The organism is Comamonas sp. A23 (genome assembly GCF_004522605.1).
Taxonomy (GTDB): Bacteria; Pseudomonadota; Gammaproteobacteria; order Burkholderiales; family Burkholderiaceae_C; genus Comamonas; species Comamonas thiooxydans.
This window is the reverse complement of the sequence record NZ_RSDT01000002.1, coordinates 286,637-299,683: the sequence shown is the minus strand read 5'-3', so window position 1 is coordinate 299,683 and position 13,047 is coordinate 286,637. Positions and strand designations below refer to the sequence as shown.

Below are 13,047 nucleotides of genomic sequence, written 5' to 3'. Positions count from 1 at the left end.
ATTTCTATCTGAGATCAATAAATAGCAGGCGCAAGAAGCTCCTGTTTTTATTTGGTTGGATCTGGGCTGACACGCGGCTGTCATCCAGTCTTTCTAGACTGGCGCGATGTCTTTGATCGAGCTGGAGAACGTCGCCAAATCCTGGGGTGACGCCACGGCCCTGCATGCCGTGAATCTGCGCATTGAACCAGGCTCGTTTTGCGTCCTGCTCGGCCCTTCGGGCTGCGGCAAATCCACCACCTTGCGCATGATTGCCGGGCTGGACATTCCCACCTCGGGGTCGGTGCGCATCGATGGTCGCGACGTCACCCATCTGCCGCCCGCAGAGCGCGGCATTGCCATGGTGTTTCAGAACTATGCGCTGTTCCCGCATCTGAGCGTGGCCGACAACATCCAGTTCGGTCTGCGGGTACGCAAGCTTGGCAAGGCCGAGCGCGAGCAGCGTCTTGAGCAAACGGCCGAGCTGCTGGGACTGACGGCGCTGCTGGAGCGCCGGCCTGGGCAACTCTCGGGCGGCCAGCAGCAACGCGTGGCGCTGGGTCGTGCGCTGGTGGCGCGGGCCAGGGTCTGTCTGATGGACGAGCCGCTATCCAATCTCGATGCCCAGCTGCGCCAGGAAATGCGCGCCGAGCTGCGCGAGCTGCAGCAGCGTCTGGGGCTGACAGTGGTCTATGTGACCCACGATCAGGCCGAGGCCATGAGCATGGCCGATCAGGTGGTGCTGCTCAACAAGGGCCGGGTGGAACAGGCGGCCGGGCCGCGCGAGATTTATGCCAAGCCCGCAACCACGTTTGCCGCGCGCTTTATCGGCACGCCCGCCATGAACATCGTGGCCCTGCAGGGCAACCGGATTGCAGGCTGCGATGTGGTCGTGGCCCCGGATCTGGTGGCTGGCAGCGCCTATCCGCAAGCGCTGGGCGTGCGGCCCGAGGTGATTGCCGTGGCAGGTGATGCCGACGGCGGTAACGAGGGTCTGGGCAACGGCATTCCGGCCACCGTGCAGGGCTTTGAATATCTGGGTGCCGATCTGGTGCTGCGCTGCCTGGTGGGCAGCGAGCTGCTGACGGCGCGTGTGCCCGGCCATGCCCATGCAGATCTGCGGCCTGGACAAGGCGTGATCCTGTACTGGCCGCAGCAGGCTTCGCATTGGTTCGATGCGCAGGGCGGGCGCATTCATGTTTGCGGGCAGGCGGTGGAATCCGCCCGCTCCTTGCTGGCCGCAGCCTGAGCCGCCGGTGTTTTCCATTGTCTGCAATTCCCGAGGAGAGATTCCCATGCGTCGTCAAACCTTTGTTCATGGCGTGATCGCCGCTGCCGCCGGCCTTGGCCTGGCGGGCACTGCTCTTGCGCAGTCCCCGCTGGAAGTGCCTTTCTATTACCCCGTGGCCGTGGGTGGCCCCATCACCAAGGTGATAGACGGTTATGCGGCGGACTTCAACAAGGCGCATCCGCAATACAAGATCACGCCCATCTATGCGGGCACCTATCAGGAAACCATCGTCAAGGCGCTGACGGCGCACAAGGCCGGCAAGGCGCCTGCGACCTCGGTGCTGCTGTCCACCGATATGTTCACATTGATGGACGAGGGCGCGATTGCGCCCATTGACGACTTCGTGAAGACCGATGCCGACAAGGCCTGGCTCAAGGGCTTTTATCCGGCCTTCATGGCCAACAGCCAGACCGGTGGCAAGACCTGGGGCGTGCCCTTTCAGCGCTCCACCGTGGTGATGTACTACAACAAGGAAGCTTTCAAGGAGGCCGGCCTGAACCCCGACAAGGCGCCCCAGAACTGGAAGGAACTCAAGGAGGCCGTCCACAAGCTGACCAAGAAGGACGCCAGCGGCAAGGTCGTGCAATACGGCATCCAGATTCCGTCCACAGGCTTTGGCTACTGGATGCTGCAGACCCTGACCACGCCCAATGATGTGCTGCTGGCCAACGAGTCCGGCACCCGCGTCATGCTCAACCACCCCAAGGTGGTGGAAGCGCTGAACTTCTGGGTCAGCCTGGTCAAGGACGGCGTGCACCCGGCAGGTGTGGTGGAGTGGGGCACGACGCCCAGGGACTTCATGGAAAAGAAGGCCGCTATCATCGTGACGACCACGGGCAATCTCACCAATATCCGCGCCAATGCCAAGTTCGACTTCGGCGTGGGCCAGATAGCCGGCAATGTCCGCAAGGGCTCGCCCACGGGCGGGGGCAATTTCTACATCTTCAAGAACGCGCCCAAGGAGCAGCAGCAGGCTGCGTTCGAGTTTGCCAAATGGGTGACCCAGCCCGAGCGTGCCGCCCAGTGGAGCATGGACAGCGGTTATGTGGCGGTCTCGCCCGCGGCTTACGAGACGCCTGCGCTCAAGAAGTACGGCCAGGAATTTCCTCAGGCCCTGGTGGCGCGTGACCAGTTGCCCGTGTCGGTGGCCGAGTATTCCACCCATGAGAACCAGCGCGTGACCAAGGTGCTCAACGATGCGATTCAGGCGGCCCTGAACGGCACGAAGACCGCAGCCCAGGCCATGGACGACGCGCAGAAGGAATCCGACCGCATTCTGCGTCGCTACAAGTAATGAGCAGTCCGGCGCTTGAACCCGGCAAGGGTGCCATGTCTGCGCCCTTGTCATCCGGGGCCGCCCGCAGGCTGGCGCAGGCCGCAGCACGAAAGCAGGCCGTGCATGCCTGGCTGCTGCTCATGCCGGCGCTGGTGCTGCTGCTGGGCTTTACACATTGGCCGGCCTTGTCCACGTTGATCGACAGCCTGCATGCCACGGGTCGTGGCGGCCAGTCCGGAGAATGGGTGGGGCTGGAAAACTATGCGCTCATGGTCGACGACCCCGTGTTCTGGCAGGCCGTGCGCAACAACCTCTGGTTTGCTGCTGCCACCATTCCGCTGTCCATGGGGCTGGCCTTGCTGATGGCGCTGTGGGTCAACGAGAAGCTCGCGGGGCGGGCCTTGCTGCGCATGGCCTATTTCACGCCCACGGTGCTGCCCATGATTGCCGTGGCCAATATCTGGCTGTTCTTCTACACGCCCCAGTACGGGCTGCTGGAGCAACTGCGCGGCGCACTGGGCCTGGACGCGCACAACTGGCTGGGCGATCCGTCCACGGCCCTGGCCTGCATCACGCTGGTGGCCGTGTGGAAGGAGGCCGGCTTTTTCATGATCTTCTATCTGGCCGCGCTGCAGACGCTCAATCCCAGCCTCAAGGAGGCAGCGGTCATCGAAGGCGCATCGCGCTGGTATTTCCTGCGCCGCGTGCAGTGGCCGCTGCTCATGCCGACCACGCTGTTCATCCTGGTCAACGCCGTGATCAATGCCTTCCGGCTCGTGGACCATGTGTTCATCCTCACACGTGGCGGACCGGACAATGCCTCCACGCTGCTGCTCTATCACCTCTACGAAGTGGGCTTCAAGTTCTGGGATACCGGCTATGCCGCGGCCATCACCGTGGTGCTGGTCGTGGTGCTGGCTGCCGTGGCGCTGTTCCAGTTCTTCGTGCTGGACAAAAAGGTGCACTATCAATGACAGCTGCTTCATTTCTGCCAGGGCGCAGGAGCGCCCGGGCAATCCAGGGCGTGAGCTTTTATGGCGCTTCATGGCTGGACACCCTGGCTGCCTGGACGCTGGCCCTGCTGTGGCTGCTGCCGCTGGCCTATGCGGTCTGGACGGCGTTTCACCCCTCCGATGCGTCCACGCGCCTGGATCTGTCCGCGCCCTGGACGCTGCAGAACTTCCGCCATGCCTGGGAAGCCGCGCCGTTTGCGCGCTATTTTCTCAACACCATCTTGCTGGTGGCCATGATTTTGGCGGTGCAGCTGCTGCTGTCCACGCTGGCTGCATTTGCCTTTGCACGCTTGCGCTTTCGCGGCAGCAATGTAGCGTTTGCGCTGGTGCTGATACAGCTGATGATCATGCCGGACATTCTGCTGGTGGCGAACTATCAGACCATGTCCGGGCTGGGGGCGATCGATACTCTGGCGGGCATAGGTCTGCCGTATTTCGCCTCGGCCTTTGCCATCTTTTTGCTGCGCCAGACCTTTATGGGCATACCCCGCGAGCTGGACGAAGCCGCGCGCGTGGAAGGTGCCAGCACGCTGCAGATTCTCTGGCGTGTCTACGTACCGCTGGCCAGGCCGGTCTACACGGCGTTTGCGCTGGTTTCGGTGAGCTTTCACTGGAATAATTTTCTCTGGCCTCTGATCATCACCAACAGCGTGCAGTCGCGTCCGCTCACCGTGGGCCTGCAGGTTTTCTCCAGCGTGGAATCGGGCGTGGAATGGTCGACCATCTGCGCCGCCACACTGATGACTTCAGGGCCGCTGCTTATTGCATTCCTGCTGTTCCAGCGCCAGTTCGTGCAAAGCTTCATGCGTGCGGGCATCAAGTGACTGGGATACAGTCAAACCATTTGAGGAGTTGACGATGCCCGGTCCCGCTGCTGCTGGTGTGCTGATTTATGCCAAGGATTTCCAGAGTCTGGCAGGCTTCTATGAGCAGGTTCTGGGCATGCGGCGACTGCATGAAGATGCGCACGTCATCGTGCTGGAGTCCGCCGTGTTGCAACTGGTGATTCACGCCCTGCCGGCCGAGATTGCGGCGCGGGTCAAGATCGGCACGCCACCGCAGCGCCGCGCCGATGTGGCACTCAAGTTCTTTGTCACCGTGCCGGCGATTGCCGACGCCGAAAGCGCAGCACAGGCGCTGGGCGGACAAGTGTTTGACGAGCGTTGGCAAGGTCCTGGCTTTGCGGCCTGCAATGCCATGGACAAGGAAGGCAATGTGTTCCAGTTGCGCGAGAACTTGGCCTGATCAGCTGCTGTAAAAATAGTGGCTGCCGGGGCTTCAGCCACTTTCAATCTGGAAAGACGCGACAAGATGAATATCCTGACCTGGAATGTGCAATGGTGCTGCGGCATGGATGGACTGGTCAGTGTGGAACGCATCGTGCGTCACGCGCTGCAAATGGGCGAGCAGTCCGGCGGTCTGGATGTGCTGTGCCTGCAGGAAATCGCCGTCAACTACCCCGATCTGCAAGGAAGGCCCGGCGACCAGTTGGCCGAGCTGAAGGCGCTGTTGCCGGGCTGGCAGATTTTCTTTGGCGCATCGGTCGATGAATTCACGTCCAGTGGCCATCAGCGTTTTGGCAATCTGATTGCCACGCGGCTGCCGGTGCTGCTGGTTCAGCACTATCTGCTGCCCATGCCGGCCCAAGCCGATATGCGCTGCATGCAGCGCATGTGTTCCGTGGTCACGGTCGATGACGCGGCGCTGGGACCGGTACGCATCATGACCACGCATCTCGAATATTTCTCGGCGCGTCAGCGCATGGCGCAGGCCGGCGCACTGCGTGCCCTGCAGATGCAGGCCTGTGCGCTGGCCGATGCCCCGCCTCAGCCGGCCAGCGATGGCTCGCCCTATCAAACCAAGCCGCATACCCGCCATGCCGTGCTTTGTGGGGATTTCAACTTCGAGCCGCACGAGCCCGAATATGCCGTTCTGTCTGCACCTTGGGTTGCCGGCGAGGAAGGCTGTCTGCAGGCCGGGCAGTGGCGCAATAGCTGGGATGTGCTGTATCCCGGGCAACCGCAGCCTCCGACCTTCAGACTGGTGGATCGAACCTGGGGGGCAGAGCCTGGGGCATGCGACTTGATATGGGTCAGCGATAGCTTGTGTCAGAGAGTGCACACTTGGAGTGTTGACAGCGCCACACAGGCGTCTGATCACCAGCCTGTGATGTTGACGCTGGGCTGAGCTTGTTGCTAGGGTCGAAGCTGGATTCGAGAGACGAGTGGCTGCACAAGTCGCACTGTTGTGAAACCCTGAGAACGTAAACACGTTCTAAAAGAGAGGAGTCTTCATGCCTGTAGAAATTCCGTCCATGTCCATCATGTTGCACCGTAGCTGGTGGGTGCTGTTGTTGCGCGGCGCCGCAGCCATCATCTTCGGCGTGCTGACCTGGATGCAGCCTGCGGCGTCCGCCGCCGCGCTGGTGCTGGTGTTTGGCGCCTATGTGTTTGTCGACGGCTTGCTAGGCATCTACACCGCCATCAAGAGCCGTCAACAGTCGCGCCACTGGTGGGTGGTTTTGCTGTGGGGGCTGACGGGTGTGGTGGTGGGGGTGCTCACGGTCATCAACCCTGCGATTACGGCGCTGGTTCTGACCATCTATATCGGCGTCTGGGCCTTGATGACCGGTGTGCTGCAGATCGTCGCGGCGCTGCGTCTGCGCAAGGAAATTCAAGGCGAATGGGTGCTGGTGCTCGGGGGGCTGCTCTCGGTGCTGTTCGGCATCTTCGTGCTGATGCAACCCGGCGCGGGCATGATGGCCATGCTGTGGGTGCTGGCGACCTATGCCGTCATCTTTGGCGTGCTGATGGTGATACTGGCGTTCAAGATCAAGAAGTTCACGGCCTGAAGAAAAGGCGGTGGTTCCGGAAAAAAAGCGGCTCGCTGGAGCCGCTTTTTTATTGCCGCTTGCCTGAGCGGACAGTTTGCCATGCCATCTTTGGGACAATGCCTGCAGACTTCCAACAGCGCACAAAGACATGAAACAAGGCATGCAGCGGTATTTCCAGCCCCAGAGAATGAAGCCGTTCTGGCGAGCCGTTGGCATGACGGCCGCCTTGTGGCTGGGTCTTGCCGCTAGCAGCCAAGCCGTGCCCAGCTATGACGAGGTGCGCAGCGACCATCGCTCGTCGGAGACCCTTCTGCTTTCGCGCGAAGGCGAGGTGCTGCAGCGCTTGCGCACCGACAGCACGGTGCGCCGCGGTCCCTGGGTGGCATTGGCCGATGTTTCGCCGGCACTGCGCACGGCCCTGGTGCTCAGCGAGGACAAGCGTTTCTACGAGCACAGCGGCGTGGACTGGGCTGCCGTCACCGCAGCTGCATGGGGCAACCTCTGGAACACACGCACGCGCGGCGCGAGCACCATCACCATGCAGCTCGCCGGTCTGCTGGATGGAGACTGGCGTCAGGGACCGGGTGGGCGCAGCGTGGTGCAGAAGGTGGGGCAGGCCGTGGCGGCCCAGGTGCTGGACAGGCGCTGGCGCAAGGACCAGATTCTCGAGGCCTATCTGAACTTGGTGCCGTTCCGCGGCGAGATCGTGGGTATCGCTGCGCTGTCGCAAAGCCTGTACGGCAAGGCAGCACACGGGCTGGACGCGCGCGAGGCCGCCATTGCCGCAGCCCTGGTGCGGGCACCCAATGCCTCGGTGGAGCGGGTGGCCCAGCGTGCCTGTGGCGTGCTGCAGGTGATGGTGCCCGATGATGTGGCGGCCAGGGATTGCTCGGCCATGCAGCTCTACACCTCCAGCGTGCTGCAGCGGCGTCAATGGCTGGCCAGCGAGGGCGTGGCCCCGCATTTCGCGCGGCGCTGGCTGGCGCTGCCTCAGAACAGGGGGCAGGAGCAGGTGCGATCAACCTTGAGCGCACCCTTGCAGCGCTTTGCCGTGGCCAGCCTGCAGCAGCATCTGCGCGAGTTGCAGGGCCGCAATGTGGAAGATGGTGCGACCGTGGTGCTGGACAACCGAACAGGCGAGATTCTGGCCTGGGTGGGCTCTTCGGGCACGCTGAGCCAGGCGTCCGAGGTCGATGGCGTCACTGCGCTGCGTCAGCCCGGCTCCACGCTCAAGCCGTTTCTCTACGCCCAGGCGATTGCCGAAAAGCGCATCACGGCCGCCTCGCTGATCGAGGATTCATCGGCCCATATTCCCACGCAGAACGGCCTCTATATTCCGCAGAATTACGACCGGCGCTTCAAGGGCTGGGTATCGGCGCGCACGGCGCTGGCTTCCTCGCTCAATGTGCCTGCGGTGCGCACGCTGGTCATGGTCACGCCCGACGCCTTCTTCGAGCAGCTCAAAAAACTGGGTCTGCCGCTGCGCGAAAGCGGAGGCTATTACGGCTTCAGCCTGGCGCTGGGCAGCAGCGAGGTCGCGCTGCTCAATCTGACCAATGCCTATCGGGCACTGGGCAATAGCGGTCAATATCGTCCCGTGAGCTGGGCCTTGCCTCAGACTGAAAGCCGCAAGGCCGGCGGCAAAACCGGCGACGACGCGGTGCAGGCACTGGATGCGCGGGCAGCTTTTATCGTGGGCGACATTCTCTCCGACAATATGGCGCGGGCCCCGACGTTCGGCACGGACAGCGTGCTGGCCACGCGCTTCTGGACGGCCGTGAAAACCGGCACCAGCAAGGATATGCGCGACAACTGGGCCGTGGGCTGGTCCGAGCGCTACACCGTGGGCGTCTGGGTGGGCAATGCGGGTGGCGAGGCCATGCATTCGGTCAGCGGCACCAGCGGCGCAGCGCCCATCTGGGCCGATATCATGGGCTTTTTGCATCGCAACCTGTCCAGCCGCGCGCCCAGGGCTCCGATCGGCGTGCTGCAGCAGCAAGTGCAGTTTGGCGCGCTGGCCAGTGGCGGAACGCCCATCGAAAGCGCCCGTGGCGAATGGTTTGTGGAAGGCACGCAGCAGTCGTTGTTTGCCATGGATCACGTGGCGGGCAGTGCAGAGCAGAAAAGCCTAGCCAGGCAAAAAGGCAGCAAGTCCGGCAGCGCTGCGGCTGCGGCCGCTGTGCGTATCTCGCGTCCGGCCAATGGCACCATTTTGGCGCTGGACCCCGATATTCCACCCGATAGCCAGCGCGTGCAGCTGGTGGCGCGCCAGGCCGGCATGGCGGCCGAGCAGGACTGGCGCGACAGCAGCTTGCGCTGGCGGCTGGTGACCCGGCAATATGGAGCGCCCGCCACAGCAGACAAGAACGCCCAACCCGTGATGCGGGAAGTGCAGCGCGAGCTGGGGCGTGGCAGTCAGCTGGGCTGGCTGCCCTGGCCGGGGCGCCACAAGCTGGAGCTGCTTGATGCCTCCGGCAAGGTGCTGGACAGCATTGCGCTCGAGGTGCGTGGTGCCGGCGCACTGGTTGCGGGCCCCGAGGACATCAAGAAAAAAAGATAGACATGAAAAAACCGCTGGTTGGGGTCAGCGGTTTGCAGACGGGGCATGACCGCCGGACATGACTGTCCTCAAGCCAAGCCATCGGGAGGCAGCAGCGCCGTCTCTCAGAGGCGCTCAGCGCACCAGCAGATCGTCAGTGATCTCCGAGACCTTCTTGACGCTGGTCAGCGTCATGGCCACCCGCATTTCCTTTTCGAGCAGGTTCAGCAGGTTGGTGACGCCGGCTTCGCCTTCCGCGGCCAGCGCGTAGACGAAGGCGCGGCCTATCATGGTGCAGTCTGCGCCCAGGGCCAGCAGGCGCACGATGTCCAGGCCGTTGCGCACGCCCGAGTCGGCCAGGATCTTGATCTGGCCCTTGACGGCATCGGCAATGGCCGGCAGGGCGCGTGCCGAGGAGAGCACGCCGTCGAGCTGGCGCCCGCCGTGGTTGGAGACGATGATGCCGTCGGCCCCGAAGCGCACGGCATCCCTGGCGTCCTCGGGATCGAGAATGCCCTTGATGAGCATGGGACCCTTCCAGAAGTCACGGATCCACTCCAGGTCCGACCACGAGATCGAGGGATCGAAGTTCGCGCCCAGATAGCCCATATAGTCTTCGAGCGAGACGTTCTGACCCTTGTAGGTGGAGATATTGCCCAGCGTGTGCGGGCGCCCCATCAGGCCCACGTCCACGGCCCAGTGCGGATGGGTCACGGCCTGCAGGTAGCGGCGCATGGCGGCGTTGGGGCCGCTCATGCCCGAATGCGCATCGCGGTAGCGGGCGCCAGGCACGGGCATGTCCACGGTGAAGACCAGGGTGGAGACGCCGGCAGCCTGGGCGCGCTCCAGCGCGTTCTTCATGAAGCCCCGGTCCTTGAGCACATAGAGCTGGAACCACATCGGCCGGCCCAGCCTGGGCGCGACTTCCTCGATGGGGCAGACCGAGACGCTGGACATGGTGAAGGGGATGCCCTTTTTATCAGCGGCCATGGCGGCCTGCACTTCGCCGCGGCGGGCGAACATTCCGGTCAGCCCCACGGGAGCCAGCGCCACGGGAATCGAGAACTTCTCGCCGAACAGCTCGATGCTGGTGTCCAGCTGGCTCATGTCCTTGAGCACGCGCTGGCGCAGGGCCACGTCGGCCAGGTCATCGACATTGCGGGCCAGCGTCTTCTCGGCATAGGCACCGCCGTCGAGGTAGTGGAACAGAAAGGGCGGCAGGCGCTTTTGCGCAGCCGCGCGGTAGTCGGTGGTGGAGGAAATGATCATGAAAAAATGGCGGAGGAAGAGGAGAAACGATCCAGCCGCTTGCGTCGGGCCGCTTCGGCATCCGACTCGGACAGCTTTTCGTGAACATAGGCCAGGTGCTGGCCGATGGCGCTTCTGGCCTGCTCTGGCTCGCCGTCGACAATGGCCTGCATGAGGTTGTGGTGCTGCGCAGTCAGATGCTCCAGCGTCGAAAGATCATCATGCACGAACATCAGGCGCCGGTTCTGGGCCACGGTACCCAGCACCAGCTCGAAGAGGCTGCCCATGAGCTGCACCAGCACGGCGTTGTGCGAAGCCTCGGCAATTGCCAGATGGAACTGTGCGTCGGAGCGGGCCGCGCTGGCGGCATCGCGCGCCTGCTGGTGGCGCAGCATGTCGTCAAAGCAGCGGCGGATGCGGTCCCTGTCCTTGTCGGTGGCACGCTGGGCCGCATACCAGGCGGTGCTGAGCTCCAGCGCCTGGCGTGCTTCCAGCACGTCGTAGCGATACTGGGGGTCGTCGCGCAGCAAGGACTCCAGCGGTGCGACGGCCTGCTCGTGCCACAGCGGAACGCGCGAGCCGACAAAAGTGCCGGCGCCCACGCGGCTTTCGAGCACGCCGCGGCTGGCCAGCTTCTGTATGGCCTCGCGCAGCGCCGTGCGCGAGACCCCCAGCTGCTCGGCCAGCGCCCGCTCGGTCGGCAGCTTGGCGCCGCTCTGGAGCTGGGTGCTCTGGATCAGCTCCAGCAACTGCTGGGCAACGCGGTCGGACAGGCGGATGGCGGGCATGGGGTCGGGCAGGAGTTTCAGGTGGTAGGAATCATCCACGGAAACACATAAGCCTGCAGCGTGCAGATGATGCCGATCAGCACCAGGAAGGCCAGGCTGTGCTTGACGGTGAAGCGAAACAGGTCCGATTCCTTGCCGGCCAGGCCCACGGCCGCGCAGGCAATGGCGATGGACTGGGGCGAGATCATCTTGCCGGTCACACCGCCGGTGGTGTTGGCCGTCACGGCCAGAACCTCGGGCAGCCCCAGCTGGGCGGCCGTCGTGGCCTGCAGAGCGCCGAACAGCGCATTGGCCGAGGTGTCCGAACCTGTGAGGAATACGCCGACCCAGCCCAGGAAGGGCGAGAAGAACGCAAAGGCCTTGCCCGTATGGGCCAGCGCCATGGCCAGCGTGGTGGACAGGCCGGAGTAGTTGGCGATGAAGGCAAAGGCCAGCACCATGCCGATGGAGTAGATGGGCAGGGCCAGTTCCTTGAAGGTCTCGCCCAGGGTCTGGACTGCCACGGCTGGCTTGAGGCGCAGCAAAAGAATGGCGAGCACGGCGGCGATCAGGATCGCGGTTCCAGTGGCCGACAGCCAGTTGAAGGAATAGACCGCGCCATAGGGCGTGGGCGCGGCGACGACGGGAGCCATTTTCTGCACCAGATTGTGCAGCATGGGCACGGGAATGCTGAAGACCGTGCCGGACAGTGCACCGCCCGAGGCGAACAGCGCCTTGAAGGGCTTGAGGCTCCAGATGGTCACCATGGCCGTGAGGATGATGAAGGGCGACCAGGCCTTGATCACCATGCCGGTCGTCAGTTTGGCAGGGGCTGTCGTCTGGATCTTTGCTGCGCCCGGCTCGGTGTCGAAGCGGAAGATGCGCTTGGGCTGCCAGAACTTGAGGAAAGTGGTCAGTGTCACCAGGGCGAAGATGGCCGAGGTGATGTCCGGCAGTTCGGGGCCGATGTAGTTGGCCGTCAGAAACTGTCCGAGTGCAAAGCTGCCGCCGCCGACCAGCACCGCAGGCCAGGTTTCCTTCACGCCGCGCCAGCCATCCATGATGGCCATGAGCCAGAACAGCACGATGATGGTCATGAACGGCAGCTGGCGGCCGGCCATCTGGCTGATGGCCATGACATCGACGCCCGAGACCTGACCGGCCACGATGACGGGAATGCCCATGGCGCCGAAGGCCACGGGGGCGGTATTGCCGATCAGGCACAGGCCGGCTGCATACAGAGGCCTGAAACCCAGGCCCACCAGCAGTGCTGCCGTGATGGCCACGGGGGCGCCGAAGCCGGCGGCTCCCTCAAGGAAGGCACCGAAGCAAAAGCCCACCAGGATCAGCTGCAGGCGCTGGTCTTCTGTGACCGAGAGAATCGACGAGCGGATGATGTCGAACTGTCCGGTCTTGACCGAGACCTTGTAGAGAAACACCGCCGCGACAATGATCCAGGCAATCGGCCACAGGCCATAGAAGAAGCCGTAGACGCCTGCTGCCAGCGCATTGGCCACGGGCATGCGATAGAAGAGCAGCGCCACGGCCAGGGACAGCGCCACCGTGATGGTGCCCGCCACATAGCCCTTGAGGCGCAGCTTGGTCAGAGCGAGAAAGAAAAAGATGATGGGTATCAGCGCCACCAGCGCCGACACCCACACATTGCCTGCGGGGTCGTAGTTCTGCGACCAGATTTCTTGCATTGCCTTGATCTCCTGGATTTATGCGGGGAGGGCAACCCTCCTGAGCGTCCAGAAGCTTCCCCGTCAATTCTTTAAACAACCGTGTCACCCTGTGCCGGACGCTGTCACGCAGTCTTGTTCGGCTTCGTTTGTTAAATTGGTATGACCAATATGTGGCGATTTCGGGTAAAGCGGATTATAGAAATGAGGTTTTGCTCATGAATTAGTGGTTTTCCCTTGTTTTGAATAATTGATTGGTAATACCAATTTGCGAATTGGTATTACGCTGATTACCTGCAAACGGCGCAAAAAAGCCGCAGGCTCGAAGGCGCTGCGGCTGCTGGAATGCCCATCTGGTGGGTTGAGAAAAGGGACATGCGCGGCGGAAAACCGCCGCGGCCCAGGCCAGAGATACCGAG

The 13,047-nt window shown here is 63.1% G+C and carries 11 protein-coding genes; 8 read left to right on the top strand and 3 right to left on the bottom strand.

Going from position 1 to position 13,047, the window contains the following annotated elements:
• Positions 1-106 precede the first annotated feature (106 nt).
• The 8 genes from EIC84_RS05825 to pbpC all read left to right on the top strand — a co-directional run bounded on the left by EIC84_RS05825 (position 107) and on the right by pbpC (position 8,952).
• Positions 107-1,228, top strand: coding sequence for an ABC transporter ATP-binding protein (locus EIC84_RS05825; RefSeq protein WP_003067769.1), 1,122 nt, complete (start codon positions 107-109; stop codon positions 1,226-1,228).
• Positions 1,229-1,274: 46 nt separating this feature from the next.
• Positions 1,275-2,564, top strand: coding sequence for an ABC transporter substrate-binding protein (locus EIC84_RS05820; protein ID WP_003067767.1), 1,290 nt, complete (start codon positions 1,275-1,277; stop codon positions 2,562-2,564).
• Between the two features lie 35 nt (positions 2,565-2,599).
• Positions 2,600-3,520, top strand: coding sequence for a carbohydrate ABC transporter permease (locus EIC84_RS05815; protein ID WP_046460342.1), 921 nt, complete (start codon positions 2,600-2,602; stop codon positions 3,518-3,520).
• On the top strand, positions 3,517-4,383 hold the full coding sequence (locus EIC84_RS05810) for a carbohydrate ABC transporter permease (RefSeq protein ID WP_034362726.1): 867 nt from the start codon (positions 3,517-3,519) through the stop codon (positions 4,381-4,383). Before EIC84_RS05815 ends, EIC84_RS05810 begins: the two co-directional genes overlap by 4 nt.
• 34 nt (positions 4,384-4,417) lie before the next feature.
• On the top strand, positions 4,418-4,804 hold the full coding sequence (locus EIC84_RS05805) for a VOC family protein (RefSeq protein ID WP_003067760.1): 387 nt from the start codon (positions 4,418-4,420) through the stop codon (positions 4,802-4,804).
• A 66-nt stretch (positions 4,805-4,870) separates the two neighbouring features.
• Entirely contained in the window at positions 4,871-5,746 is an 876-nt protein-coding gene (locus EIC84_RS05800) for an endonuclease/exonuclease/phosphatase family protein (RefSeq protein WP_003067758.1), read from the top strand.
• 106 nt (positions 5,747-5,852) lie between these two features.
• The gene (locus tag EIC84_RS05795) at positions 5,853-6,410 is read left to right on the top strand and encodes an HdeD family acid-resistance protein (protein ID WP_012837236.1); all 558 of its coding nucleotides are present in this window, start codon (positions 5,853-5,855) and stop codon (positions 6,408-6,410) included.
• Between the two features lie 169 nt (positions 6,411-6,579).
• Positions 6,580-8,952, top strand: coding sequence for a penicillin-binding protein 1C (pbpC, locus tag EIC84_RS05790; protein ID WP_050788991.1), 2,373 nt, complete (start codon positions 6,580-6,582; stop codon positions 8,950-8,952).
• A gap of 114 nt (positions 8,953-9,066) precedes the next feature.
• Here pbpC and lldD read toward each other — a convergent pair whose 3' ends face one another.
• Genes lldD through lldP form a run of 3 tightly spaced genes read right to left on the bottom strand, consistent with a single transcriptional unit; the run spans position 9,067 to position 12,649 of the window.
• Positions 9,067-10,200, bottom strand: a complete 1,134-nt coding sequence (gene lldD / locus EIC84_RS05785; RefSeq protein ID WP_003067752.1) for an FMN-dependent L-lactate dehydrogenase LldD — start codon at positions 10,198-10,200, stop codon at positions 9,067-9,069.
• Positions 10,197-10,967 (bottom strand): transcriptional regulator LldR, encoded by a 771-nt coding sequence (lldR, locus tag EIC84_RS05780; protein WP_003067750.1) that lies wholly within the window; start codon positions 10,965-10,967, stop codon positions 10,197-10,199. Before lldR ends, lldD begins: the two co-directional genes overlap by 4 nt.
• A gap of 17 nt (positions 10,968-10,984) precedes the next feature.
• Positions 10,985-12,649: an L-lactate permease gene (gene lldP / locus EIC84_RS05775; protein WP_003067748.1), complete on the bottom strand. Its 1,665-nt coding sequence runs from the start codon at positions 12,647-12,649 to the stop codon at positions 10,985-10,987.
• Between the last annotated feature and the right edge of the window lie 398 nt (positions 12,650-13,047).